This is a genomic window from Streptomyces diversicolor (assembly GCF_057537855.1).
The window spans coordinates 175,383-200,595 of the sequence record NZ_BAAJXA010000003.1; the positions used below are offsets into that span (position 1 = coordinate 175,383).

Annotated in this window: 19 protein-coding genes and 3 pseudogenes; 13 read left to right on the forward strand and 9 right to left on the reverse strand. The window is 71.3% G+C overall.

All coding sequences use genetic code 11. The features are described 5' to 3' along the window. Nucleotides 1–5 precede the first annotated feature (5 nt). Nucleotides 6–1,097: an IS630 family transposase gene (locus AC27LF_RS04495; protein ID WP_479657734.1), complete on the reverse strand. Its 1,092-nt coding sequence runs from the start codon at nucleotides 1,095–1,097 to the stop codon at nucleotides 6–8. Between the two features lie 207 nt (nucleotides 1,098–1,304). Continuing rightward, nucleotides 1,305–2,994, reverse strand: a pseudogene (locus AC27LF_RS04500) (ISAzo13 family transposase). 149 nt (nucleotides 2,995–3,143) lie between these two features. Here AC27LF_RS04500 and AC27LF_RS04505 point away from each other — a divergent pair. After that, nucleotides 3,144–3,617 (forward strand): annotated as a pseudogene (locus AC27LF_RS04505) (IS110 family transposase); the annotation flags it as partial. Nucleotides 3,618–3,787: 170 nt separating this feature from the next. Here AC27LF_RS04505 and AC27LF_RS04510 read toward each other — a convergent pair. Continuing rightward, complete coding sequence (locus AC27LF_RS04510; protein ID WP_479657733.1) at nucleotides 3,788–4,750, reverse strand: LLM class flavin-dependent oxidoreductase; 963 nt, start codon at nucleotides 4,748–4,750, stop codon at nucleotides 3,788–3,790. A gap of 168 nt (nucleotides 4,751–4,918) precedes the next feature. Between AC27LF_RS04510 and AC27LF_RS04515 the strand changes: the two are divergent. From AC27LF_RS04515 to AC27LF_RS04540, 6 genes and pseudogenes are all read left to right on the forward strand, one after another. Then, a pseudogene (locus AC27LF_RS04515) lies at nucleotides 4,919–5,173 on the forward strand (hypothetical protein); the annotation flags it as partial. A 376-nt stretch (nucleotides 5,174–5,549) separates the two neighbouring features. Then, nucleotides 5,550–5,639, forward strand: coding sequence for a K(+)-transporting ATPase subunit F (gene kdpF / locus AC27LF_RS04520; RefSeq protein WP_358717709.1), 90 nt, complete (start codon nucleotides 5,550–5,552; stop codon nucleotides 5,637–5,639). Nucleotides 5,640–5,647: 8 nt separating this feature from the next. Further along, nucleotides 5,648–7,309, forward strand: coding sequence for a potassium-transporting ATPase subunit KdpA (gene kdpA / locus AC27LF_RS04525; RefSeq protein WP_479657732.1), 1,662 nt, complete (start codon nucleotides 5,648–5,650; stop codon nucleotides 7,307–7,309). Between the two features lie 119 nt (nucleotides 7,310–7,428). Next, complete coding sequence (kdpB, locus tag AC27LF_RS04530) at nucleotides 7,429–9,528, forward strand: potassium-transporting ATPase subunit KdpB (protein WP_479657860.1); 2,100 nt, start codon at nucleotides 7,429–7,431, stop codon at nucleotides 9,526–9,528. Nucleotides 9,529–9,533: 5 nt separating this feature from the next. Beyond that, nucleotides 9,534–10,202: a potassium-transporting ATPase subunit C gene (locus AC27LF_RS04535; RefSeq protein ID WP_479657731.1), complete on the forward strand. Its 669-nt coding sequence runs from the start codon at nucleotides 9,534–9,536 to the stop codon at nucleotides 10,200–10,202. A 558-nt stretch (nucleotides 10,203–10,760) separates the two neighbouring features. Then, nucleotides 10,761–11,444: a response regulator gene (locus tag AC27LF_RS04540; protein WP_479657730.1), complete on the forward strand. Its 684-nt coding sequence runs from the start codon at nucleotides 10,761–10,763 to the stop codon at nucleotides 11,442–11,444. A gap of 21 nt (nucleotides 11,445–11,465) precedes the next feature. Here AC27LF_RS04540 and AC27LF_RS04545 read toward each other — a convergent pair whose 3' ends face one another. Then, a complete protein-coding gene (locus AC27LF_RS04545; RefSeq protein WP_479657729.1) occupies nucleotides 11,466–12,308 on the reverse strand; it encodes an FkbM family methyltransferase in 843 nt (280 codons plus the stop codon). 483 nt (nucleotides 12,309–12,791) lie between these two features. Here AC27LF_RS04545 and AC27LF_RS04550 point away from each other — a divergent pair, with 483 nt between their 5' ends. Then, nucleotides 12,792–13,511 (forward strand): FAD binding domain-containing protein, encoded by a 720-nt coding sequence (locus tag AC27LF_RS04550; protein ID WP_479657728.1) that lies wholly within the window; start codon nucleotides 12,792–12,794, stop codon nucleotides 13,509–13,511. Between the two features lie 180 nt (nucleotides 13,512–13,691). Here the strand turns inward: AC27LF_RS04550 and AC27LF_RS04555 are convergent, their stop codons facing one another. Further along, a complete protein-coding gene (locus AC27LF_RS04555) occupies nucleotides 13,692–14,774 on the reverse strand; it encodes a fatty acid desaturase family protein (protein ID WP_479657727.1) in 1,083 nt (360 codons plus the stop codon). 219 nt (nucleotides 14,775–14,993) lie between these two features. Here AC27LF_RS04555 and AC27LF_RS04560 point away from each other — a divergent pair, with 219 nt between their 5' ends. Further along, nucleotides 14,994–15,812 (forward strand): SAM-dependent methyltransferase, encoded by an 819-nt coding sequence (locus tag AC27LF_RS04560; RefSeq protein ID WP_479657726.1) that lies wholly within the window; start codon nucleotides 14,994–14,996, stop codon nucleotides 15,810–15,812. A 553-nt stretch (nucleotides 15,813–16,365) separates the two neighbouring features. Next, a complete protein-coding gene (locus AC27LF_RS04565) occupies nucleotides 16,366–17,742 on the forward strand; it encodes a cation:proton antiporter (RefSeq protein WP_479657725.1) in 1,377 nt (458 codons plus the stop codon). Here AC27LF_RS04565 and AC27LF_RS04570 read toward each other — a convergent pair. Continuing rightward, nucleotides 17,702–18,361 carry a response regulator gene (locus tag AC27LF_RS04570; RefSeq protein WP_479657724.1) on the reverse strand — a complete coding sequence of 220 codons (660 nt, stop codon included), beginning with the start codon at nucleotides 18,359–18,361 and terminating at the stop codon, nucleotides 17,702–17,704. The two genes, AC27LF_RS04565 and AC27LF_RS04570, sit on opposite strands and share 41 nt — an antisense overlap. Nucleotides 18,362–18,364: 3 nt before the next feature. After that, nucleotides 18,365–19,312: a sensor histidine kinase gene (locus AC27LF_RS04575; RefSeq protein ID WP_479657723.1), complete on the reverse strand. Its 948-nt coding sequence runs from the start codon at nucleotides 19,310–19,312 to the stop codon at nucleotides 18,365–18,367. A gap of 267 nt (nucleotides 19,313–19,579) precedes the next feature. On the opposite strand from AC27LF_RS04575, the gene AC27LF_RS04580 reads away from it, so the two are divergent. The 3 genes from AC27LF_RS04580 to AC27LF_RS04590 all read left to right on the forward strand — a co-directional run bounded on the left by AC27LF_RS04580 (nucleotide 19,580) and on the right by AC27LF_RS04590 (nucleotide 22,876). After that, nucleotides 19,580–19,861, forward strand: a complete 282-nt coding sequence (locus tag AC27LF_RS04580; protein WP_404038453.1) for a DUF3040 domain-containing protein — start codon at nucleotides 19,580–19,582, stop codon at nucleotides 19,859–19,861. A gap of 494 nt (nucleotides 19,862–20,355) precedes the next feature. Then, nucleotides 20,356–21,570, forward strand: a complete 1,215-nt coding sequence (locus tag AC27LF_RS04585) for a cation:proton antiporter (RefSeq protein ID WP_487231264.1) — start codon at nucleotides 20,356–20,358, stop codon at nucleotides 21,568–21,570. A gap of 184 nt (nucleotides 21,571–21,754) precedes the next feature. Continuing rightward, on the forward strand, nucleotides 21,755–22,876 hold the full coding sequence (locus tag AC27LF_RS04590) for a PucR family transcriptional regulator (protein WP_479662444.1): 1,122 nt from the start codon (nucleotides 21,755–21,757) through the stop codon (nucleotides 22,874–22,876). Nucleotides 22,877–23,360: 484 nt separating this feature from the next. Here AC27LF_RS04590 and AC27LF_RS04595 read toward each other — a convergent pair whose 3' ends face one another. Both AC27LF_RS04595 and AC27LF_RS04600 read right to left on the reverse strand, forming a co-directional pair. Continuing rightward, nucleotides 23,361–24,620, reverse strand: a complete 1,260-nt coding sequence (locus AC27LF_RS04595; RefSeq protein ID WP_487231265.1) for a cation:proton antiporter — start codon at nucleotides 24,618–24,620, stop codon at nucleotides 23,361–23,363. A gap of 6 nt (nucleotides 24,621–24,626) precedes the next feature. Then, entirely contained in the window at nucleotides 24,627–25,097 is a 471-nt protein-coding gene (locus tag AC27LF_RS04600) for a cation:proton antiporter regulatory subunit (protein ID WP_479661618.1), read from the reverse strand. Nucleotides 25,098–25,213 lie beyond the last annotated feature (116 nt).

Below are 25,213 nucleotides of genomic sequence, written 5' to 3' on the forward strand. Positions count from 1 at the left end.
ACTGACTAGTGTCCTGAGTCAGGGATTCGGTTCAGATATCCGGCGAGGCGTTCGAGGATGTCGTCCGCGGTCTTCGTCCAGACGAAGGGTTTCGGGTCTTCGTTCCAGGTCTTGATCCAGGTGCGGATGTCCTTCTCCAGCGCCTGGACGTTCTTGTGGACGCCTCGCCGTATCCGCTTGGTCGTCAACAGTGCGAACCACCGCTCGACCTGGTTGAGCCAGGAGGAGCTGGTGGGCGTGAAGTGCACGTGGAAGCGGGGATGGGCGGTCAGCCAACGCTGGATGGCCGGGGTCTTGTGCGTCGCAGCGTTGTCGCAGATCAGGTGCACGTCCAGGCCGGCGGGCACCTCCTTGTCGATCCGGATCAGGAACTTCCTGAACTCCACGGCGCGATGCCGGCGGTGGATCTGGCCGATCACCTCGCCGGTGGCGGTGTTCAGCGCGGCGAACAGGGTGGTCACGCCGCCGCGCACGTAGTCATGGGTGCGGCGCTCGGGCATCCCCGGCATCATCGGCAGCACGGGTGCCGACCGGTCCAGTGCCTGGATCTGCGTCTTCTCGTCCACACACAGCACCAGCGCATGCTCGGGCGGGGCAAGATACAGCCCGACCACGTCACGGACCTTCTCGATGAACTGCGGATCCTTCGACAGCTTGAAGGTGTCCACCAGGTGCGGCTTGAGGCCGAAGGTCCGCCAGATCCGCGCGATGGCCGACTGGGACAGGCCCACCTCCCTGGCCATCGACCGCGTCGACCAGTGCGTGGCGTCCTTCGGCGTGGCCTCCAGCGTCCTGACGACCACTTCTTCCACCTGGGCGTCCGTGATCTTCCGCGGTCCGCCCGGACGCGGTTCGTCCGCCAGGCCCTCCAGCCGGTCCCGGACGAAACGGGCCCGCCACCTGCTCACCGTGTGCACTGCGACACCCAGCCGGGCCGCAACGTCTTTGTTAGAAGCGCCCGTTGCGCTTTCCAGCACGATCCGGCACCGCAGAGCCAGCGCCTGGGAAGACGTCCGGCGTCTCGCCCAACGCGTCAACGTCTCGCGCTCGTCGTCGGTCAGCACCAGCTCGGCTTTCGGCCGTCCCGTCCTCGCCACCCGGCCATCATGCCGAACCAGCACTAACTTACGCAGTGAATTCCCGACTCAGGACACTAGTGAGGATGTGACGTGGCGACGCTGCGGGTGGGTCTGACTCGCCAACTGGCTGACGTCTCGACTGTCCTGTTGGGGATTTGCCGGCCCGCCGGGCGCCACCACGCACGCGGCCGGACGGGCGTTTGTGACCTTAGGGCGTGCAGATCTTTAACACGCTTTCTTGATCTTGCAGGTGGGCTTGGAAGCGAGGAACGTCGCGATATCGGTTGGTGTGCGGAAGCGAGCGGTGGAGGCGGTGATGTGGTGGCCGTGCGCTTCCAAAAGTGGACGGACTTCCTGTTTCGCCCGACTGATGGTCATGGCGGTGACGCCGAAGAGTTCGCCGAGGAGGTCCATGGTGGCGAGCTTGCGCAGGTGGAGCACGGTGACCAGGATCCGGTCGGCTGGGGCGAGTTTGGCCTTGGCGCCTGTGCCGGGGGCGACCAGGCGCTCGTGACCGCGACGTGTGCGGAGTACCTGCTCGCGTTGAACCTCCAGCGCGGGAGTCGGTGTGTCGATGAGTGCGCTGAGCTGCCGGCGGGTCATACCGGTCAGTTCCGGGTCCTGCAGTAGACGCGGCGCGAGCTCATGTGATGTGTCCGCGAGGGCCTGGCCCGGCGTGCGGTTGGTCGGTGTTGCGTCCAACAGCTGCTGCGGGTGGAGGGTGTAGTTCCAGTCGCCGTGGAAGCAGTGACGTGTGATCGGCAGGGCGGCGATCTCGTCGTCGCTGACCTGGATGCCGGTGGGGTATGGGTCGGTGTCGAGTTCGGCGTGCACCGTCAGGCCGGTCTTGGTGGTGGTCGCGGCGATGCTCTGGACGATGACTTCGTGGCTGGTCAGGGGCCTGCCACGCCAGTTCATGGTGATGTGGGAGAACAGCCGGTGCTCGATCCGGTTCCACTTCGAAGTACCGGGAGGCAGGTGGCAGACAGTGATCGTCAGGCCGGACTCGGCTGCGAACTGGGCGAGCTCGGTCTTCCAGGTGCGGGTGCGGTAGCCGTTGGAGCCGCCCGCGTCCGCGGTGATCAGCAGCCGGCCGGCCGTCGGATAGGCGGCCCGCCCGGCTCCGTTCCACCAGCGGCGGATCGACTCGACGGCGAACGCGGCAGTGTCGTGGTCGGTGCCTACGTTGACCCAGCCGGTGTTCGCGGCGACATCGTAGATGCCGTAGGGAACCGCCCTGCCCAGCTCGCGGTCGGGGAAGTCGTGGGTGTCGACCCGCACCGGCTCGCCTCTTGGCTCCCATTCACGGCCGTTGTTCTTGAACGGGCCGACCAGTTCCTTCTTCTTGGTGTCCACGCTGATCACCGGCGTCCCGCTGTCTTGGTGGTTGCGGGCCTGCTCGTTGAGATAGTGGAACTGCGCGTCCCGGTCGGGGTGCTGCTTGCCTTCCAGGGTCTTGGCGTTGCTCTGCAGGCTGAAGCCCTCCTCTCGCAGGAGGTCGCCCACCGTATCCGCGCAGACCCTGTGGCCCTGGCGGGTCAGTTCCTCGGCGAGCTTGCGGGTGGATTTGGTGGTCCAGCGCAACGGCGACATCGGGTCTCCGCGCACGTCGGGCTCGACCAGGGCGAGGAGCGCCGCCCGAAGGGCGGGGTTCAGGTCGACGACGCGTTTGCGGCCGCCGCCGGGCCTGCGGACCCGTCCCAACGGAGCCTCGCCGGAGTCGAGTTCCCGCACCCCGAGCGACACAGTCGCCTCACGGACACCCGCGGCACGGGCCACCGCCCTGATTCCGCCGTGGCCGAGCGACCGGGCCTCCGCCCCTATCAGCAGACGACGCTGCCGCTCGTTTTAGATGCGGCAGGATCGCCTCGAACTTGGCTGCCAGCACGGCCCGTTGCCCTTCCAACCCGCTCATACCAAAGCAACGACCCATCGAGCGGAAAGCCACGGGTTAAAGATCTGCACGCCCTTATAGGAGCTTGGTCCAGAAGCCCCGTCACTGTCTTGTCCACCCGCCCGACCGGCGCGTGCCGCTCTCGGAACGGACAGGCCACAAGGACGGACATGACCAGCATGACGCACGACGGCCCGCGGATCACTGGTGGAGTTGACACCCACGGCCTGACCCACCACGCGGCCGTGATGGACCCGGTCGGGCGGCACCTGGCCGACTGGGAGTTCCCTGCCACCGTCCGCGGCTACCGGGACCTGCCGGCGTGGATGCGCTCGCACGGTGAGCTCACCGCGATCGAGGTGGAGGGCACCGGCGCTTATGGAGCCGAACTCGCCCGGGTGCTGACCGCGGCAGGGGTCACCGTCGTCGACGTGGCCCGCCCGGACCGCAAGACGCGCAGGATGAAGGGCAAGTCCGATCCCATCGACGCGTACGCCGCCGCGACGGCGGTGCTGTCCGGGCGGGCCACCGGCGTCCCCAAGAGCCGGGACGGTGTGGTCGAGGCGGTGCGGGCGCTGCGGATCGCGCGCCGCAGCGCAGTCAAGGCCCGCACCCAGGCCATGAACCAGATCCGCGGCCTGCTCGACCGTGTCCGTGCGGCACGCAGATGGTGATCTGGTTCGACGGCGACAGCTCCGTCGCGGCGGAGCCTGTCGGCGCCCATATCAGGGCCCCGAAGGGGCGCGGGGCACTGCGCGGCCGGCCATGTGCCGCGTACGACCGGCGGTGCCGCGTGGTGGTTTCGGTGGAGCGGTCAGAGCACTGCCGCCAGGGCGTCCAGTGATGTCAGGTGGTCGGGGCCCAGGGGGGTGAGGACGGCGCTGGTGACGCCCGCCTCGAACAGGTCCGCCAGTCTGGACCGGGCCTGCTCCGAGGTGCCCGCCACGGCGAGTTGGCGGACCCATTCGTCCGGCAGGGAGCGGGCGAACTCCTGTGGGTCGGCGCAGCGCGCGCGTAGCGAGACCAGGTCGTCGTGGAAGGGGAGCGGGGCGATGTGGGGCCGCCAGTCCGGCTCTCCGACCACCTCCAGGGCGGGCCGGACGGCCGCCAGCGCGACGGCGGGGTCGTCGTCGATCGCCGCGATGTTGTAGGCGGCCAGCCGGTGCGGGCGGGCCGGGGCGATGTGCCTGAGGGCTTCTCGTACGTAGGCGGGTGTCACCGGTTCCGCGAGGAGGGTGCCGTCGGCCACGTCGCCGGACACGGCCAGGGATCTGGGGCCGCGCACGCCGGCCAGGACGGCGGGGACCGCCGCCGGTACGGCGCTCTCGTGGAGCTGCAGAGCGTCGACGCGTACGTACTGACCGTCGTGGTGGACGGGCCGGCCGCTCAGCAGTGCCTTGAGGACGGTGATGTACTCGGTCAGGAGGGTGAGGGGGCTCTTGGGCCAGGCGCCGACACCGCGCATCCAGGCCGGCATGCCGTGGCCGACGGCGATGTCGATGCGGTGGGGATGCAGTTGGGCGAGGCCCGCGATGTCCATCGCGGCGAAGGCCACGTTGCGGGCGGCGGCCGGCAGCAGTCCCACGCCGACGCGGATCCGGGTCGTGGCGGCGAGGACGGTGGCCGCCTGGGTCAGTCCTCCCCGGTAGCCGAGGTCTTCCACCACCCACAGCTCGTCGAAGCCGTGTGTCTCCGCGCGTCGGGCGAACGGGACGATGTCCGGTGCCGGAATGTCGCGCGGCATGATGACGCCGATCGTGCCTTCGTGTCTCGTCATGGTGATCTCATCCCCAGCGGGTTCGGGTTCCATGAGCATGGTCCCGGAGCATTGTCGTGGCCGGTGCGTCTCGGTCTGCCCGCGGGTGATACCAGGGCGGAACTGAGTACCTGCGCTCTGGGCGGGGCGCGGGCGGCGGAGACGCTGAGGGCATGCGTCAGGAAATGCGGGCCGTACGCGGCATGGCAGGTGATCGGGCTGGTGCTGACCCTGCTCGCGGCGGTGTACTGGGCGGCGTCCCGGCGGCACGTCGTCGGGGCCGTGCTCGGCACCACGGCGGGGCTCACGGCTGCCGCCTATGACGACTGGTCGGACGACGCCAGTGGCCTGTTCGTGGTCGGGGTGGGGCTGGTCATGATGGGGAGCCTCGCGGCGACGGCGGTCGTTTCGGCGGTGATCGTTTCTGCGAAACGGGACCACTGACTGCGGCCGGGGGAACCGATGGGGCGCCGTCGTCTGTCTGCGGCTGGGCGTGTGGTTTCTCGCGTCTCTTGGAGCATCTGCGGCTGCGTCGTGGCTGGACGCGCAGTTCCCCGCGCCCCTTCAGGGCGCGCCCGTGGGTGGGGGGTCGCTCCGTTGGGGGGCTCGGGTGGCGTAAGAGGGGCGTCAAGGGTGTGCTGGGTGCCGTATGGGGGCCGTCAACGCATGGTCCGTTTCGGTCAGTGACGCGCTTTCCTCGATCTGTCCGATTCTGTCGAACCTCACTCCAGGAGTTCGCGATGGCCGATGTGGCCTTCGTCGTCGCCACGATCGCGGTGTTCGCACTGGTGGCCCTTGTCGCCCGGGGGGTGACGAAGCTGTGACCGCCGAGAACGTCGTAGGCCTGGTCGTGGCCGTCGCCCTGCTGGGTTATCTCGTCCTCGCCCTGTTCTTCCCGGAGAGGTTCTGAGCCGCGCCATGAGTTCCCAACTCGCCGCTGTCCTGCAGCTGCTGGCGCTCATAGGCGCGCTCGCGCTGGTCCACGTCCCCCTCGGCGCCTACATGGCCCGGGTCTACTCCTCCGACAAGCACCTGCGCATCGAGAAGTGGATCTACCAGGGGATCGGCGCCCACCCCGACACCCAGATGCGCTGGCCTGCGTATCTGCGGAGCCTGCTGGCCTTCTCCGCGGCCGGGGTCCTGTTCCTGTATCTGCTGCAACGCCTCCAGGGCGTGCTGCCCGGCTCGCTCGGCTTCTCCTCCGTCAGCCCGGCGCAGTCGTTCAACACGGCCGCCTCCTTCGTGACGAACACGAACTGGCAGTCGTACTACGGGGAGCAGACGATGGGCCACGTCGTGCAGACCGCGGGTCTCGCGGTGCAGAACTTCGTCTCCGCCGCCGTGGGCATCGCCGTCGCGGTGGCGCTGGTGCGGGGCTTCGCCCGTGCCCGCACCGGCGAGCTGGGCAACTTCTGGGCCGACCTGGTGCGGGGCACGGTGCGCGTCCTGGTGCCGATCGCCGCCGTCGCCGCGGTGGTGCTGGTCGCCTGCGGGGCGATCCAGAACTTCTCTGGCATTCACGAGGTCGGCCAGTTCATGGGCGGCTCCCAGCAGTGGAACGGCGGCGCGGTCGCCTCCCAGGAGGCGATCAAGGAGCTGGGCACCAACGGCGGCGGCTACTTCAACGCCAACAGCGCGCACCCCTTCGAGAACCCCACCCCCTTCACCAACCTCTTCGAGATCTTCCTCATCCTGGTGATCCCGTTCTCGCTGACCCGCACCTTCGGTGTGATGGTCGGTTCGGTGCGGCAGGGGTACGCGATCCTCGCCACCATGGGCACCATCTGGGTCGGCTTCGTCGCCCTGATGATGTGGACGGAGTTCGCCCACCACGGTCCGGCGCTCCAGGCGGCGGGCGCGGCGCTGGAGGGCAAGGAGGTCCGGTTCGGGGTCGGCGGCTCGTCGATCTTCGCGGTGTCGACCACCCTGACGTCGACCGGCGCGGTGGACTCCTTCCACTCCTCGTTCACCGGCCTCGGCGGCGGCATCACCATGCTCGGCATGATGCTGGGCGAGATCGCGCCCGGTGGTGTCGGCTCCGGACTGTACGGCATGCTGATCATGGCCGTGATCGCGGTGTTCATCGCGGGTCTGATGGTCGGCCGTACCCCCGAATACCTGGGCAAGAAGATCGGCTCCCGCGAGATCAAGCTGGCGGCCGTCTACATCCTGATCACCCCGGCCCTGGTGCTCGTCTTCTCGGCGGCATCCATGGCGCTGCCGACGCCACCGCACTCGATGCTCAACTCGGGCGCGCACGGATTCTCCGAGGTCCTGTACGCCTTCACCTCCGCCGCGAACAACAACGGCTCCGCCTTCGCCGGCCTGAACGCGAACACGGACTGGTTCAACACCATGACCGGGCTCGCGATGCTGCTCGGCCGCTTCCTGCCGATGGTGTTCGTGCTGGCGCTGGCCGGCTCGCTCGCCGAGCAGCAGCCCGTTCCGGTCACCGCGGGCACCCTGCGCACCGAGAAGCCCCTGTTCACCAGCCTGCTGGTGGGCGCGATCCTGATCATCACCGGTCTGACCTACTTCCCGGCCCTGGCGCTGGGTCCGCTCGCCGAGGGGCTGGCGTGAAGACCACCCGCACAGACGTGAAGCGCACCCGCAGAGACGCGAAGCGCACCGGCAAAGGCGACGTGAAGCGCACCCGCGAAGACGTGCAGACCACCCGTAGAGAGAAGTCAGAGGACGTCATGTCCACAGCCACTCCGACCAGGGCGCCGCACAGCGACGTGCCCACCGGGCACAAGCCGGCCGAGGGCCGTGTCGGCGCGGGTCTCTTCGATCCCAAGCAGCTCGTCAGGTCCCTGCCGGACGCCTTCCGCAAGCTCGATCCACGGGTGATGGTCAAGTCTCCCGTCATGTTCGTGGTGTGGATCGGGTCCGTCCTCACCACCGTGTTCTCCTTCACGGATCCCGGGGACTGGTTCGGCTGGGCGATCAGCGCCTGGCTGTGGCTGACCGTGGTCTTCGCCAATCTCGCGGAGGCCGTCGCGGAGGGCCGGGGCAAGGCGCAGGCGGACACCCTGCGCCGCGCGAAGACCGACACGGTCGCCCGCAGGTTGAGCGCGGGCCGCGAGGAGCGGGTGCCGGGCACCGGGTTGCGGATCGGCGACCTGGTGGTGTGCGAGGCCGGGGACGTCATCCCCGGTGACGGTGATGTGATCGAGGGTGTCGCCTCGGTCGACGAGTCGGCGATCACGGGGGAGTCGGCTCCGGTGATCCGTGAGTCGGGCGGCGACCGGTCGGCGGTCACGGGCGGTACGAAGGTGCTGTCGGACCGGATCGTCATCAAGATCACGACGATGCCGGGTGAGACGTTCATCGACCGGATGATCCGCCTGGTCGAGGGCGCGGCGCGGCAGAAGACGCCGAACGAGATCGCCCTGAACATCCTGCTGGCGTCGCTGACGATCGTGTTCCTGCTGGCCTGTGCGACGCTGCCGCCGTTCGCCGCCTACGCGGGCACGCATCTGTCGATGGTGGTGCTGGTGGCGCTGCTGGTGTGCCTGATCCCGACGACCATCGGTGCCCTGCTGTCCGCGATCGGCATCGCGGGCATGGACCGGCTGGTGCAGCGCAATGTGCTGGCCATGTCGGGCCGTGCGGTCGAGGCCGCCGGTGACGTCTCCACGCTGCTGCTGGACAAGACCGGCACCATCACCCTCGGCAACCGGCAGGCCGCCGAGTTCGTGCCGGTGCACGGCACCACCGCCGCCGAACTCGCCGACGCCGCCCAGCTCTCCTCGCTGGCGGACGAGACACCGGAGGGCCGTTCGGTCGTGGTGCTGGCCAAGGAGCGGTACGGGCTGCGGGAGCGGCACCAGGGCGAGCTGGCGCAGGCCGAGTGGATCGCCTTCACCGCGCAGACCCGGATGTCGGGCGTGGACGTGGACGGCCGGATGATCCGCAAGGGCGCGGCCGGCTCGGTCACCGCCTGGGTCGAAGGGCGCGGCGGCACGGTCGCCGAGGACGCGGGGGCGATCGCCGACCGGATAGCCGAGGCCGGCGGTACGCCGCTGCTGGTGGCGGTCCACGACGACAAGGGCGCCCGCGTCCTCGGCGTCATCCACCTCAAGGACGTGGTCAAGGACGGGATGCGGGAGCGGTTCGAGGAACTGCGCCGCATGGGCATCAAGACCGTCATGATCACGGGTGACAACCCGCTGACCGCGCGGGCGATCGCCGAGGAGGCGGGGGTGGACGACTTCCTCGCGGAGGCCACGCCCGAGGACAAGATGGCGCTGATCAAGCGGGAGCAGGCGGGCGGGAAGCTGGTCGCGATGACCGGCGACGGCACCAATGACGCGCCCGCGCTGGCCCAGGCCGACGTCGGGGTGGCGATGAACACCGGTACGTCGGCCGCCAAGGAGGCCGGCAACATGGTCGACCTCGACTCCAACCCGACCAAGCTGATCGAGGTCGTCGAGATCGGCAAGCAGCTGCTGATCACGCGGGGCGCGCTGACCACGTTCTCCATCGCCAACGACGTGGCGAAGTACTTCGCGATCATCCCCGCGCTGTTCGCGGCGGTCTACCCGGGCCTTGACCGGCTGAACATCATGCACCTGTCCTCGCCCGACTCCGCGATCCTGTCCGCGGTCGTCTTCAACGCGCTGATCATCATCGCGCTGGTGCCGCTGTCCCTGAAGGGCGTGCGGTACCGGCCGGTGAGCGCCGACCGGATGCTGCGCCGCAACCTCGGGATCTACGGCATCGGCGGGCTGATCGCCCCCTTCATCGGCATCAAGATCATCGACCTGCTCCTCTCCCTCATCCCCGGAATCGGCTGATCGCCATGAACAACTCCGTAACGAACACGGCCCGGTTGCTCGGGGCGGGCCTGCGTGCCCTCCTCGTGCTCACCCTGGTGACCGGGGTCCTCTATCCGCTGGCCGTCACCGGCATCGCCCAGGGGCTGTTCCGCGACCAGGCGAACGGCTCGCAGATCACGGCGAACGGCACGGTCGTCGGCTCGTCCCTGATCGGGCAGTCGTACCAACTCCCGCTGGAAAAGGGCCGGCAGACCCCGGAGGCGGACCTGAAGTGGTTCCAGGGCCGGCCGGCCAACGGCCTCGGCAGCAACAGCCTCAACACGCAGTACAAGCTGATCCTGTCCGGTGCCACCAACCTCTCCGCCGACAGCAAGGTCCTCATCAAGCAGGTGCGGGACGCCAAGGCCGCGGTCGTCAAGGACAACTCGGTGCCCGGTCACACGGTGCGCCCGGCGGACGTCCCCGCCGACGCCGTCACCTCCTCCGGCTCCGGCCTCGACCCGGACATCTCCCCGGCCTACGCCGAACTCCAGGTCCACCGGGTCGCCGCGAAGAACGCCCTTCCGGTCGCCCAGGTCGACAAGCTCGTGAAGGACCACACCAGCGGCCGCACCCTCGGCTTCATCGGCGAGCCCCGGGTGAACGTCCTCGAACTCAACATCGCGCTCAAGGACCTTGTGGCGAAGCACTGATGGGGTTACGCGACACGCACAGGAGCCGACGGCCGGGGGTGCGCCCCGGACCGCCGGCTCCCGCTGTCCTGAAGCCGGCGGCCTCGCGTCGGGCGGGTACCCCGGTGGCTTTGCGTCGGGCGGGCGCCCCGGTGGGTTTGCGTTGGGCGGGCGCCTCGGTGGTTTGGCGTCGGGCGGGTACCCCGGTGGTTTGGCGTTGGGCGGGCGCCTCGGTGGCTTTGCGTCGGGCGGGCGCCCTGGTGGCTTCGCGTCCGGCGGGCGCCCCGGCCGCCTTACCGGCCGCCGCCGGACCGCCGGCGCCGTGCTGACCGCCGGTCCGGCCGGGGCCGGCACGGCCCGGGTGGTTCGTGCCCGGCCCGGTCCGTGGCGTCGGCGTGATCCGCGGTGCCCGCACGCGGCCCCTGACGGCCGGCCCGCTGCCGCGCGGCCCCCGTGGCGGGGGCCCGGCGGGCGGCCGCGATCCGCCCCGCGCCGGGGTGCGCGCCACCGGATGGCACTCGGCGTCCACAGCGCGCGGGCCACTGCCCGGCCCGGCGACGACAGGAAAGGCATACGCCCATGACCAGGGTGCTGGTGGCGGAGGACGACCCACAGCTCGTACGGGCCCTCGTCATCAATCTGGAAGCACGCCACTACGGCGTGGACGCCGCCCCCGACGGGACCACGGCCCTGCGGCTCGCCGCCGCGCGACAGCCCGACGTGGTGCTGCTGGACCTCGGCCTGCCCGACATGGACGGCGTGGACGTCATCAGGGCCCTGCGCGGCTGGACCCGCGTGCCGATCCTGGTGCTGTCCGCGCGGCAGGCATCCGAGGAGAAGGTCGCCGCGCTCGACGCCGGCGCCGACGACTATGTCACCAAGCCGTTCGGCATGGACGAGTTGCTGGCCCGGCTGCGGGCCGCCGCCCGCCGCGGCGAGGGCACGCCGTACGTCCCCGAGGCGACCCTCGTCGAAACGGAGCACTTCAGCATCGACCTGCTCGCCCGACGGGCCGTACGGGACGGGCGGGACGTGCGGCTGACGCCGACGGAGTGGCAGCTGCTGGAGATCCTGGTGACGCACCCCGGCCGGCTGGTCACACAGAAGCATCTCCTCCAGGAGGTCTGGGGGCTCGCGCAGCACAACAAGACCCATTACCTGCGGGTCTACATGGCACAGTTGCGCCGGAAACTGGAGGCGGACCCCTCCCACCCGCGCCATCTGATCACCGAGCCCGGCATGGGCTACCGCTTCGAGGGATGACGGGGCCCGCGGCAGGCTCCGTCAGTCCTGCGGGGTGAACAGCAGGTTCCGGGTCCCGGGCGGCCTCGGCGCGTACGAGGGCACAAGGGTGCCGTCGTCCTCGGTGACCCAGTGGGAGTCGTAGCCGAGCGGTTCGAACTCGGCGAGGAGCGGGGTCAGGGGCGCGTCCACCAGCGCCTCCAGGATCACCGTCGGCCGGTCGCGCTTCAGCACCTGCCGGGCCCCGCGCAGCACCGACATCTCATGGCCCTCCACGTCGATCTTGACGAGGTCCAGCCTGGCGTCGGCGAACACCTCGTCAAGCGCGCGGAGCCGGACGCGCTTGAGCTGCGCGTCGGCGGCGGCGTGCTCCAGCGTGGAGCCGGTCGACAGGAGGTTCCCGGAGAAGCGGACACCGATGTCGGCCCAGCCCGGCTCGCTGGACACCCCCGCCTGGTAGAGCCGTACGTTCTGGACGTTGTTGGAGCGGAGATTCACCGAGAGCCGGGCGTGGACCATGTCCACCGGCTCGAAGGAGTGGATCTTCGCCTTCGGGTTGGCGAGCGCGGCGATCAGCGAGAAGTACCCGACGTGCGCGCCGACATCGGCGATCGTCGTGCTGCTCGCCGCCAGCCGGGACCAGGTGGCGAGGCTGCCCGGTTCATAGCCGAACCGCCCGTTCCACAGGGTGTCCAGGGCGACCGCGTCGTCGTTCACGCAGAACATGACGAACGGCGCGCAGTACGGGGAGTCGATCTCGACATATCCCCGGTAAGGGTGTTTCTTGCGATGGGTACGGATGATGTCGCCCGTGGAGACCGGCCGGACGGATGGTGCGTGGGCCAGCATGCGGGCATTGGCTTCTTGGAGCTGGGCGATACGCATTGCGCGATGGTAACGCCTTGGCCGGAACATTTCGCCGGCTTGGCAGAAGACAAAAAGTCCGGCTCGGGTACGGGTGTGAGCCGGCCTTTCGCGGGTGTAGCGGCGAATTCGCCTCGAATTAACCCGGCGCTCAGAGGGCCCGGCGCGGTCGGCCGTGCAGCGTCAGATACCGATGTGCGGCTCACCACGCGAACGGGACGGACGCGGTGCCGCGACTCGGCGTATTCGGCGATCGGGCTATTTCGCGGGATTTCCCCGGGTGTCCCGCCGGACTCCGCGCCCGCGAATTCAGGCCCTGTTCCATTGCGCGGAAGGCGGCTGATTCGTTCCCTTTCTGAGGAACCGTCAGTTTTCCTGGTCATGCTCATGTGAGCCCTGTACGCGCCCCCCGCTGTGCGGAGAAGATGCGCCGTGCCGGTGGGGCGAAGGGCGACCCCTCGCCCCTCCCGCCTTCACCTCCCCACGAAAGGCAGGTCGGTCGCCGTGCTGCTGCGGTTCCCCCTCTCCGTGCCCGAAGCCCAGGAGTGCCTGGCGGCGCAGGCCGTCCCGATCGGCGGGGCGACACTGGTGTGGGCCACCTGGCAACGCGACGGCTTCCCCCAGCAAGCCATGTCCCTGCGCGACCTGCCGGAGGCCAACGTCATCGGGCGTGAGTCCCTGGGCGGCGCCGTCGTCCTGAACCGGGTGGACGAGCGGGTGCCGGACGTGCTGCGCCTGGCCGCCGCCACCATCGGCACCGGCGCCGTGCGCCGGACGGCGACCGTCGGCGGCAACATCGTCGGCAGCGCCCTGCGGTGCCTGCTGCCCGCGGCCCTCGTGCTGGACGCCCGCGCCCGGGTCCTGGAGGCCGACGGCATCCGCGAGACCGACCTGGCCGAGGTCACCGCCAAACGCCCGCTGCTGCTCAGCCTCCACTGGAGCGCACCGCTGGCCAGCGCCTACCGCAAGCTGCCGGGCGAGGTCGGCGGGCCGCCGCCGCTGGTCGTCGCGGCGGCGCTGCACGCGGACGCCGACGGCCGCAACCGGCTGAGGGTCGCCGTCCGCGACGGCTACGACGTGCTCAGCGGCAGCGCGGCCTGTGCGGCCGACACCGACGCCGGACAGGTGCTGCGGGCACTGCGACGGCAGCACCTCGGCGACCTCCCGGACGAGGCGTGGCCCACGATCACCGACCAGGTCGCAGACCTCCTGAGCCGACAGTGACGCTCCCCGCGGCGTACGCGGGGACCCCTTCCTGACGGCCGCGACGAAGACGGCCCGGCCGTCGACGGGGAACAGGCGCGTCGGCCCGTGGCACCGTGCCGTCCCGCACGGGGGCGGCGCCTGCGTGGTCGTCGAGGACTGCCACGCAGGCGCCGCCGTGAGCGTTGCCGCAGGAACCCGTCAGGACGCCCTGCGCTGCCGCCTGATCGGTTCCCCGACCCGGTGCATATGGGTCAGGGCCTCGCGGTACGAGCGGATCAGCCCGGTCTCGTGGTAGGGCACGCCGATCTCCGCGCAGTACGCGCGCACGATGACCTGGGCCCGTCGCAGATGGGGCGTGGGCATGCTCGGGAAGAGGTGATGCTCGATCTGGTAGTTGAGGCCGCCGAGCATCACATCGGTGAGCGGGCCGCCGGTCACATTGCGGGAGGTGAGCACCTGGCGGCGCAGGAAGTCGGGCCGCTCGTCCCCGCGGAAGGTGGGCATGCCCTTGTGGTTGGGTGCGAAGGTGCAGCCGAGGTACACGCCGAACAGGCACTGGTGCACGGCGAGGAACGCCACCGCCTTGCCCGGTGAGAGCACCAGGAACAGCGCTGACAGATAGCCCGCGATGTGCAGGAAGAGCAGGGCGCCCTCCAGGAGGCGGTTCTTCATGGACGGCGAGCGCAGCGCCCGCACGCTGGCCACATGCAGGTTGAAGCCCTCCAGCGTCAGCAGCGGGAAGAACAGCAGGGCCTGGTGGCCGCCGATGAGCCGGGCCAGGCCGCGGCTGTGCCGGGCCTGCTCGGTGGACCACACCAGGATGTCGGGGGCGACGTCGGGATCGAGTTCCTCGTGGTTGGGGTTGGCGTGGTGGCGGGTGTGCTTGTTCATCCACCAGCCGTAGCTCATGCCGATGCCGAGGTTGCCGAAGAGACGGCCCCACAGCTCGCTGGGCCGACGCCGCCGGAAGACCTGCCGGTGTGCCAAGTCATGGGCTACGAGGGCTACTTGACCGAACATGAGCGCCATGAAGGCGGCGACCGCGAGCTGCCACCAGGTGTCGCCGAGCGCGAAGAACACCCCCCAGCCCGTCGCCAGCAGCGCGATCACCAGGCCGAGCCGTGCCGTGTAGTAGCCGGGCCGCCGTGCCAGCAGGCCCGCGTCCGTGATCCGCTGGGAGAGCCTGGCGAAGTCGCTGCCCGCCGCGGCGCCGGAGCCGGGCGCACGGCGGCGGGGGGCGGGCGGTCCGGCCGCGACAGAGGTGTCCGTGGAGATCGTCATGCTGTCGAGTCTCGGGACGGGCGGCCGGCCGGGACAGCCTGCCAGGCACCCGAAGCGGCCGGGGGCTGTCCCCAGCAACCCCAGGGGGCTGCCACCACCCCAGGGCGCCGACCTGGGTATTTCCCGTATCTCGAACTAGCCCTGGCTCAGGACACCTTGATGATCAGAACGTGGGTTAGTGTGCTCGCGTCGGCACACGCGAGCGAGTAGGACCGAACGATGAGCGACAGACTGACCGGCGGCATGGCACCCTTCAACTCGTCGGTGGCGCACCCCGCGCGCGTCTACAACGCGTGGCTCGGTGGCAAGGACAACTACCCGGCGGACGAGGAGGCGGCCCGCCTCGCGGCGACGGCGAACCCGCAGATCATCCCGGCCGTCCGGGCCAACCGTGCGTTCCTCGGCCGGGCCGTTCGCGAACTGAGCCGCGCCGGCATCCGGCAGTTCCTCGACATCGGCACCGGCATCCCCGCCGCCGACAACACCCATGAGGTGGCGCAGCGGGCCGACCTGGGCGCGCGGGTCGTCTACGTCGACAACGACCCGGTCGTGCTCGCCCATGCCCAGGCCCTGCTGGTCAGCACGCCGGAGGGCGCCACCGACTACCTCCAGGCGGACCTGCGGGATGTCGACCGCATCCTCGCGCAGGCGCGCGACACCCTCGACCTGTCCCGGCCTGTGGGTCTGATGCTGGTGGCGATCCTCCAGTACATCCCGGACGCGGACGACCCGTACGGGATCGCGCGGCGGCTGGTGGACGCACTCCCGGCCGGCAGCTACCTGGTCCTGTCGCACCCGGCATCGGACATCGGGGCCGACGAGGTCTCGGAGTCCATGCGCGTCTACAACGAGCGGGCCGCCGAACAGGCGGCGCCGCGCACGCATGCGCAGGTGTCCCGGTTCTTCGAGGGCACGCGGATCCTCGACCCCGGGGTGGTCGAACTCCCGCACTGGCGCCCCGACGCCGACACCGTCTCCGAGGGCGGCCCCCTGCCGATGTGGTGCGGCGTGGGCTACAAGGACCCCACCGAACAGTGACCTGACACAGCCTCCAAAGCAACACGAAGAACACCGCAACCAGCTACGACGCCGGCCCCGCTCGAAGGTCGGCCTGGCGCCCGTGAGGGGCGCGGGGAACGGCGCGATCAGCCACGAGATTGCCGCGGTCGAAGGCCGGTCTGGCGCCCGTTGGGGGCGCGGGGAACTGCGCGATCGGCCACGACGGTGGCGGCGGTCGAGGGTCGGCCTGGCGCCCGTGAGGGGCGCGGGGAACGGCGCGATCAGCCACGAGATTGCCGCGGTCGAAGGCCGGTCTGGCGCCCGTTGGGGGCGCGGGGAACTGCGCGATCAGCCACGACGGCTGCCGCAGCCGAAAGACGGCCCGGCGCCGGCAGAGGTGCCGCAGCCGAAAGACCGGCTCCGCAGGGCCGGGATGAGGGTCGGCCCGGGGCCGAATTGGGGGTCGGCACCGATGGCCGCTTCGCGGTCAACCCTGTGAGGGTGGGGTGTGCCGCAGCGCGGGCGCGAGGCGTGACGCCGCCGCGGCAGACCGGATCCCGTCCCGAGACCGCGGTGCGGAAGGCGGTGGCCCGTGGGACATGCCGACACACTGCTCGCCATGGGCGGCGCCTTCGTGGGCGCCGCCCTGCTCGCCCGGCTCGGCGCCCGTATCGGGCTCCCCACGATTCCGCTGTTCATGCTCGCCGGCATCCTGCTCGGCCCGCACACCCCCGGACCGGTCCTCGTCGAGGACGCCCACGACTTCGCCATGCTCTCCGCGCTCGGACTGGTCCTGCTGCTGTTCTGCCTGGGGCTCGAATTCCACCTGGACGACCTCAGGAACGGGGGCAGGCGGCTGCTGACCGCCGGCGGTGTCTATCTGCTGCTGAACGTCGGCGCGGGCCTGGCCTTCGGCTTCGCGCTGGGCTGGGGCGTGCGGGAAGCGCTGGTGCTCGCCGGTGTGCTGGGCATCTCGTCGTCCGCGATCGTCACGAAGATCCTCATCGACCAGGGTCGGCTGGGCCATCCGGAGACCCGGCTGATCCTGGGCGTCATCGTGGTCGAGGACATCTTCCTGGCGCTGTACCTCGCCGCGCTCCAGCCGGTCGTCGGCGGCGCGCAGGGCATCGGGGACGCGGTGGCTCAGGGCGCGAAGGCGTTCGGATTCCTGCTGGTGCTGGCCGCCGCCGCCCGCTACGGCACCCGGCTCGTCGGCCGTCTGATCGTGACCCGGGACAACGAACTGCTGGTCATCAGCTTCCTGGGCGCCGCGGTCCTGATCGCCGGGGTCTCCGAACTCCTAGGCGTGGCCGACGCCATCGGGGCCTTCATGGTCGGCCTCATCCTGGCCGGCACCCCCTCCGGCCGGCGTATCCGCGCGCTGGTGCATCCGCTGCGCGACGCCTTCGCCGCGATCTTCTTCTTCGCCTTCGGGCTCGCCATCGACCCCGGGGACCTCGCCACCGTCGCCGTACCGGTGGCCGTCGCCGCCGCGCTGACCCTCGTCATGAACGTCGCCGCGGGCCTGTGCGTCGCCCGCCTCTACCGCTACGGCCCGGAGCCCGCCGCGGCGATCGCCACCACCCTCGTGGCCCGCGGGGAGTTCGCGCTGATCCTGGCGTCCATGGCGGCCGGCGCACGCCTGGACGGCCGTCTCGCCCCGTTCATCGCCGGGTATGTGCTCGTCCTCGCGGTCCTCGGCCCCGTCGTGGCGGGACACGCGCGGCTGTTCGCCCGCGTCCTGCGCCCCGGGCACCGTCCGCACGCCCCCGCGCCCGATTCCCCAGGCGCGTCCGGATCCCCCGGCGCCCCTCGCCGCTCCCCGTCCGCGGTGGCCGCCGAAGCCGAACGGCAGCCCGCCCGGCAGACGCCCGGCCGGTGCTCCGCCACCGCCGCGCACCGCACGCCCGGGCCCGGCCAGGGCCCCGTCAGGGCTCGATCAGACCGACGCGGATCGCGTACCGGGTGAGTTCCAGCCGGTCCTTCAGGCCCAGCTTCTGCAGCAGATTGGCGCGGTGGCGCTCCACCGTCTTCGGGCTGATGACGAGCAGGTCGGCGATCTCCTGCGAGGTGTGCCCCTCGGCGACGAGCTTGAGGATCTCCTCCTCGCGGTCCGTGATGGCCCGCGCCGGCAGCGCACGGCCCTCCCGGGCCAGATCCAGATAGGTGCGTACGAGGGCGTTGACGGCCCCCGGGTAGAGGAACGGTTCGCCGCGCATGGTGGCGCGGCACGCCTCGACCAGGTCGCGGTCGGCGACGGACTTGAGGACGTAGCCGGAGGCGCCGGCGCCCAGCGCCTCGAAGAAGTACTGCTCGTTGTCGTACATCGTCAGGATGAGGATCCGCAGGTCGGGCTCGCTGCGGGAGAGTTCACGCGCGGCCTGCAGACCGGTCAGCCGGGGCATGGCTATGTCGAGGATGGCCAGGTCCGGGTGGTGGGCGCGGGCCTGTGCGACCGCTTCGGCGCCGTTGTCGGCCTCGGCGACGACGGTCAGATCGGGCTCGCTCTCCAGGATGAGCCGGACCCCGCGGCGGACCAGGGCGTGGTCGTCGGCGAGCAGGATGCGGGTGGGTGAGGGCTGGGGCATGGTTCAGGGATTCCGGTCGGGTACGGGGACGGCCAGACGTACTTCGGTGCCTCCGCCGGGCCCGGGGCCCACCCCGAGATCGGCGCCGATGAGCAGGGCGCGTTCGCGCATGCCGTGGATGCCGGCGCCCTCGGGCGCACCGCCGATGCCGCGGCCGTCGTCGCGGATGCGCAGCTCCACTCCGGTGGCCGTGCTCCGGAGGCTGACCTCGGCGCGGCGCGCCTGGGCGTGCCGGGCGGTGTTGGTCAGCCCCTCCTGGGCGACACGGTAGACGACCAGCTCGGACGCGCGGGCCAGCGGCGGCAGCTCCGCGTCGAGCCGGGACTGCACGGACAGGGCGGGCCCGGTGAACTCGGCCGTCAGCGCTTTGAGCGCGCGGGTCAGGCCCAGCTCGTCGAGGACGCCGGGGCGCAGCCGGCGGGCGATGCGGCGGATCTCGTCCAGGCTCGCCCGGGTGGTCTCCTGCACCTCGTGCAGCTCGGCACGGAGTTCGGACGGGGCGTGCCGGGCGACCCGCTCCAGTTCCAGCAGGACGGCGGTCAGGGTCTGCCCGACTTCGTCATGCAGCTCGCGGGCGATGCGATGGCGTTCGGCCTCCTGGGCGGAGAGCGCGCGGGCGCTGCTGGTCGCCCGCTCGTCCTCAAGCCGGTCGAGCATGGTGTTGAACGCCGTGATCAGCTCGGCCACCTCGCCGTGCCCGCCGACCGGCGGGCGCCGCCCCGGCCGCAGCAGATCGGCCGTGGTCATGGCGCGGGTGAGGCGTTGCAGCGGGGCCAGGCCGACGCGCAGCAGCAGGGCGTTGGCGACCAGCATGGCGGCCAGGCCCACGGCGAGGATCGCGGCCTCGGTGAGCAGCACGGGAGTGGACACGGTGACCGGGCCGAGCAGCAGAGCGGTGGCCACGACCAGCACGACGGCGTTCAGCAGGAAGATCCGCCAGTACAGGGGCACCGCGTTCCGCCTCCTCGACATGGACTCCGCTGCCACCAGGGTGGTGGGCTTCCGGCCGGTGCGCCATCGGTGGCAGCACCCATCTTCCGGGTCGTACGCCCGTTATGCGTGACCGCTTCCGTGTGGGGCAACCACCAGGAAGGATGAGGGCCGCACCTGATGGCGGCAGGCCGCGGGCGGGGGAGAGCCTGGAGGTCCGGCGGACCGGTCGCGTCGTATGTGACGGGCCGGCTCCTGACGGGTGTCAGGTTCGGGAGGGATGGAGCCGTGACCCAGTTCGACGACGAACGCCTGGTCGACCTCGCCGCACGGCTGGAGCGGGACGATCCCCGCTTCGCCCGCGCCCTCGGATCCGGGCGTCCCGCGCGGCCCCGCGAGTACCGGCGTACCGGCGCCTGGTGGGGGCTGGCCGGCGGTGGCGCCGCGCTCGCCCTGGGCGTCTTCCTGCCCCACGGGCTGCTGATCGCCGCCGGCCTCGTCGTCATGGGCATCGCCGTTCAGCTCCTCGACCCCGACCGGGCCCGGCGGCGGTCCGGTTCGTCGCGGTGAGTTTCCCCGCGCGCCCATGTGGACGTTCTGACGTTCTCCTGAGGGGCCGTTCCGGCATGCGATAGACTTCTTTACCGAGTGCTTACGCTCTGTTGAGCGTAGGCATGCTCGGTCGTTGGTGGTCGCCGGTTCCCGGCCGACGTGATGGGGGGCGTGACATGGACCGACCCGTCCGCGCGCGTGCCGCCGTCCGGGTCCGCGTCGGCAACACCGCCCGCGACAGCGTTCCCGATACCGACAGCGCCGCCTTGAGCGACCACCGCTCCCGCTGACGCCCCGGATCCTCCGCCGATCCGGTCCCTCTTCCACCGCGGGATGCGCCCGACGGCACCCGCACTCACCGCCCGGCACCCTCCCGCCGTGGGACGGCATCGAGCCGCCGGGCCGGCCAACGGACATGCGCACGCGCAACGGCACGGACGACCCGTCCGACGCCCGGTAACCGCGAAGGCACAGACGCCGCCACCGAACCGATCGACGGAGGTCAGACGCCCGTGCACGACACCACCGCCATGCTCATCGAACTCGGGGCGATCATTCTCGTCCTGGGCCTGCTGGGCCGCATCGCCGGGCGGGTGGGCTTCTCGCCCATACCTCTGTATCTGCTCGCCGGGCTCGCCTTCGGACAGGGCGGCATCCTGCCCCTGACGGCCAGTGAGGAGTTCGTCGCCACCGGCGCCGAGATCGGGGTGATCCTGCTGCTGGTCATGCTCGGCCTGGAGTACAGCGCCTCCGAACTCGTCACCACCCTGCAGACCCAGTTCCCCTCCGGGGCCGTCGACTTCGTCCTCAACGCGGTCCCCGGCGCCCTGGCGGCGCTGCTGCTCGGCTGGGGCCCGGTCGCCGCCGTGGCGCTCGCCGGGGTGACCTGGATCTCCTCGTCCGGGGTGATCGCCAAGGTGCTCGGCGACCTGCGCAGGATCGGCAACCGGGAGACCCCCGTCGTCCTCGGGGTGCTCGTCCTCGAAGACCTGGCCATGGCGGTCTACCTGCCGATCCTCACCGCCCTGCTCGCCGGGGTGAGCCTGGCCGGCGGCACCGTCACCCTGCTGATCTCGCTGGGCACGGTCGGCGCCGTCCTGTACGTGGCGCTGCGGCACGGCCGCCTGGTCAGCCGCGCGGTCTCCTCCGACAACGCCGAGATGCTGCTGCTTGTGGTGCTGGGGCTGACCCTGCTGGTCGCCGGGGTCGCACAGCAACTCCAGGTCTCCGCCGCGGTCGGGGCGTTCCTCGTCGGGATCGCGCTGTCCGGGGAAGTCGCCGAAGGTGCCCACAACCTCCTCGCGCCCCTGCGGGACCTGTTCGCCGCGGTGTTCTTCGTCTTCTTCGGTCTGCACACCAACCCCGCGGACATCCCGCCCGTGCTGCTGCCCGCGCTCGCGCTGGCCGTCGTGACCGCGCTCACGAAGATCGCCACCGGGTACTGGGCCGCCCGCCGGGCCGGGATCTCCGCCAAGGGCCGCTGGCGGGCGGGCGGCACCCTCGTCGCCCGCGGCGAGTTCTCCATCGTCATCGCCGGACTCGCCGTCGGCGTCGAACCGCGCATCGGCCCCCTAGCGACCGCCTATGTGCTGCTCCTGGTGATCCTGGGCCCGCTCACCGCCCGCTGGACCGAACCCCTGACCCGCCGCCTGACCCGTCGCCCATGGCGCACGGCGCCCGATGTGGCCGCGGCCGACCAGGTGGAGGTGGCCCGTGCCAAGGGATGAGCGGGCTGGCCGAGACATCCACGCGTACGGCGAGAGCCACGCGTACGGCGAGCACGGGACGCGGTCCGTCGGGCCCGTGGGCCTTGGCCGGCGCCGGGACCGGGGCGGAGCCGGTGGTTTCGGGGAGTATGGGAAGCAGACGGGGCGCGGGGGCCCCGACGGGCGTACGGGGACGGGGGACACGGTGACCGTGGGCGGCTTCCGGATGATCGAGGAGACGTATCCGAACACACCCCGGACGCGGCCCGCGTCCGCGCCGGAGGCGACCACCGAGGCGTTCCTCGACGGCTTCCAGGAGATCCTGGCGGACGCCGCTGTCACCGGCCGCCGGCTGACCCGCGACGAGATCGAGTCCCGGCGCCACCTCGGCGCCCGCGCGGCGGAGGCCGGACACGGCTGGCGGGCCATGGTGCGCGCGCACCTCACGGCGAGCCGGTCCGGCCGGCCCGCCGGGGCCGACGCGGACAGCGTCCTCGCCGTCGTGGAGCAGGCGGTCGACGCGTTCGCCGACGGGTACGAGCGCGCGCAGCGGCACGTCGTCCGCAGGGAGGAAGCCGCCCGCCGCGAGTTCATCGACGACCTGCTGCACGGCCGCGGCGACCCGGGCCAACTCGCCTCCCGCTGCGAACGGTTCGGGCTGCGCCTGTCCCGCACCCACTCCGTCGCGGTGGCCGGCGGGCCGGAGGGCTACGACGAGTCCGACCCCGTACCCCGGCAGGTCGCCGACGAGTTGTTCGCCCGCTTCGAGAACCGCCGCATCCTGTTCACCACCAAGGACGGGCGGATGGTGTGCATCGCCCCCGGCGACCAGGACGACGTGCTGACCTGGTTCGGCAAGCTCGTGCACGCCCGGGTCGAGGGCAGCCAGGTCGCCGTCGGGCGGTCCCGGCCGGGCGCGGTCGGCATCGGGCACAGCTACGAGGAGGCGCTCAACGCCCTCGACGTCGCCCAGCGGATGGGTTTCGACGATCCGCTGCTGCGCGCCGCCGATCTGCTCGTCTTCCCCGTCCTGGCCCGGGACCGGCCGGCGCTGGTGGATCTGGTCCGGCACACCCTGGGCCCGCTGGAAGGGGCCCGCGGCGGAGCGCAGCCGCTGATCGACACCCTCACGGCGTACTTCGACAGCGGCTGCGTGGCCACGGTGGCGGCCCGTGAACTGTCGCTCAGCGTGCGCGCGCTGACCTACCGGCTGGCCCGGATCCACGCCCTGACCGGCTCCGATCCCACCGACCCCGGCGACCGCTACACCCTCCAGACCGCAGTCATAGGAGCCCGCCTACTGGCCTGGCCAACCCGCCCCCTATGACCCGTGCAGCCCCCGGCACAGCAGGCGCCCCAAAGGGCCGCGGGGAACAGCGCGACCAACCACGACGGCGCGGCAGCCGAGGCCGCAAGGCGGGCGGTGCCGTGTAGTCCGTGGTGCGGGCAGGCGCCCTGAAGGGGCGCGGGGAACGGCGCGAGCAACCACGACGGCGCGGCAGTCGGGGCCGCAAGGCGGGGGGTGGCGTGTAGTCCGTGGTGCGGGCAGGCGCCCCAAAGGGGCGCGGGGAACGGCGCGAGCAACCACGACGGCGCGGCAGCCGGGGCCGCAAGGCGGGGGGTGGCGTGTAGATCCCGGTGTGGGCGGGCGCCCTGAAGGGGCGCGGGGAACGGCGCGACCAACCACGACGGCGCGGCAGCCGAGGCGGCCGCGATGCCGAGGGCACCGTGTGGGCGGGGAACGGCGCGAGTAGCCACGACGGCGCCGCAGACAATCGACGGCCGTGGTCGACCGCCAACCGGACCGGAGGTCAAGCGCGGCCCACCGCGTCCTGATCCTCCGCCGAATCCCGCGGCCCCGCGACAGCGACCTCGGCCTCGGCCGGCGCTTCCCCCGCGACCGCCGGCTTGCCGAACCGCCGCACCAGCCCCAGCGCCAGCGGCTCGGTCCAGCGTGCGCTGAGCGGACCGAGGACGACGAGGATCAGCACGTACGCCGTGGCGAGCGGGCCGAGCGAGGGCTCGATCCCGGCGGTCACGGCGAGTCCGGCGATGACGATGGAGAACTCGCCGCGGGCGACGAGGGTGCCGCCCGCCCGCCAGCGGCCCTTGGCGGAGATCCCGGCCCGGCGGGCGGCCCAGTACCCGGTGGCGATCTTCGTGAGCGCGGTCACGACGGCCAGCGCGAGCGCGGGCAGCAGCACGGGCGGGATGTCCGCGGGGTTGGTGTGCAGACCGAAGAAGACGAAGAACACCGCGGCGAACAGGTCCCGCAGGGGCGCGAGGAGGTTGTGGGCACCTTCGGCGACTTCCCCGGACAGCGCGATCCCGACGAGGAACGCCCCGACCGCGGCGGAGACCTGGAGTTGCTGTGCGACCCCGGCGACCAGCAGGGTCAGCCCCAGCACCACGAGCAACAGCTTCTCCGGGTCGTCGCTGGAGACGAAGCGGGAGATGTGCCGCCCGTAGCGCACCGCGAGGAGCAGCACCAGGCCCGCGACCCCGAGGGCGATGGCCAGCGTGACGCTGCCCGCGGCCAGCCCGGTGCCGGCGAGCAGGGCGGTGAGGATCGGCAGGTAGACCGCCATGGAGAGGTCTTCGAGGACCAGGATGCTCAGGATCACCGGGGTCTCGCGGTTGCCGAGCCGCCCCAGGTCGCCGAGCACCTTGGCGATCACCCCGGACGAGGAGATCCAGGTCACCCCGGCGAGGACCACGGCGGCGACCGGGCCCCAGCCGAGCAGCAGCGCCATCACCGCGCCGGGCAGCGCGTTCAGCGCCGCGTCCACCAGGCCCGCCGGGTACTGCGTCTTGAGGTTGGAGACCAGATCGCTCGCCGTGTACTCAAGGCCGAGCATGAGCAGCAGCAGGATCACACCGATCTCGGCACCGGTGGCGACGAACTCCTCACTGGCGTCCAGCGGCAGCAGCCCGCCCTCGCCGAAGGCCAGACCGGCGAGCAGATACAGGGGGATCGGTGAGAACTGCAGCCGCCCGGCGAAGCGGCCCAGCAGACCGAGGCCGAGCAGAACCGCGCCGAACTCGATCAGGAAGATCGCGGAGGAGTGCACGGACCGTCACTCCCGACCGAGGATCTCGGCTGCCGCGTCCACGCCCTCGCGGGTGCCGATCACGATCAGGGTGTCGCCGCCGGCCAGCCGGAAGTCCGGGCCGGGCGAGGGGATCGCCTCGGCCCGGCGCATGACGGCCACGATGGACACGCCGGTCTCCGTCCGCATCCGGGTCTCGCCCAGCAGCCGCCCGTTCCAGTGGGACGTGGCGGACAGCTCGACCCGCTCGGCGACCAGTCCCAGCTCGGTCGTCGACAGCAGGCTCGGGCTGTGGTGCTTGGGCATCAGCGCGTCGATGAGCGCGTCCGCCTCGCCGGAGGCCAGCCGGACCGACAGGGCGCAGGCGTCCGGGTCGTCCGCGCGGTAGGCGCTCAGCGTCCGGGAGCCGTCCCGGTGGGCCACCACCGACAGGCGCCGTTGCTCCCGCGTGGTCAGGTCGTAGCGCACTCCGATGCCCGGCAACGGCGTGCTGCTCATGCGTGCGGCGCCCACTGTGGCCCCCTGTCTGGTTTGACTGTTCCTTTGCAAAACGGTTGGTGACACTCTAACGAGCGTCCCGGAACCAGCCGACGGTGCCTGCTCAGGCACCGCCC

What these genes read in the sequence shown, in the direction of transcription:
- AC27LF_RS04510 (WP_479657733.1), bottom strand. Translation starts at nt 4,750, where the DNA reads ATGACGAGACACGAAGGCACGATCGGCGTCATCATGCCGCGCGACATT.
- kdpA (WP_479657732.1), top strand. Translation starts at nt 5,648, where the DNA reads ATGAGTTCCCAACTCGCCGCTGTCCTGCAGCTGCTGGCGCTCATAGGC.
- kdpB (WP_479657860.1), top strand. Translation starts at nt 7,429, where the DNA reads ATGTCCACAGCCACTCCGACCAGGGCGCCGCACAGCGACGTGCCCACC.
- AC27LF_RS04535 (WP_479657731.1), top strand. Translation starts at nt 9,534, where the DNA reads ATGAACAACTCCGTAACGAACACGGCCCGGTTGCTCGGGGCGGGCCTG.
- AC27LF_RS04540 (WP_479657730.1), top strand. Translation starts at nt 10,761, where the DNA reads ATGACCAGGGTGCTGGTGGCGGAGGACGACCCACAGCTCGTACGGGCC.
- AC27LF_RS04545 (WP_479657729.1), bottom strand. Translation starts at nt 12,308, where the DNA reads ATGCGTATCGCCCAGCTCCAAGAAGCCAATGCCCGCATGCTGGCCCAC.
- AC27LF_RS04555 (WP_479657727.1), bottom strand. Translation starts at nt 14,774, where the DNA reads ATGACGATCTCCACGGACACCTCTGTCGCGGCCGGACCGCCCGCCCCC.
- AC27LF_RS04560 (WP_479657726.1), top strand. Translation starts at nt 14,994, where the DNA reads ATGAGCGACAGACTGACCGGCGGCATGGCACCCTTCAACTCGTCGGTG.
- AC27LF_RS04570 (WP_479657724.1), bottom strand. Translation starts at nt 18,361, where the DNA reads ATGCCCCAGCCCTCACCCACCCGCATCCTGCTCGCCGACGACCACGCC.
- AC27LF_RS04600 (WP_479661618.1), bottom strand. Translation starts at nt 25,097, where the DNA reads ATGAGCAGCACGCCGTTGCCGGGCATCGGAGTGCGCTACGACCTGACC.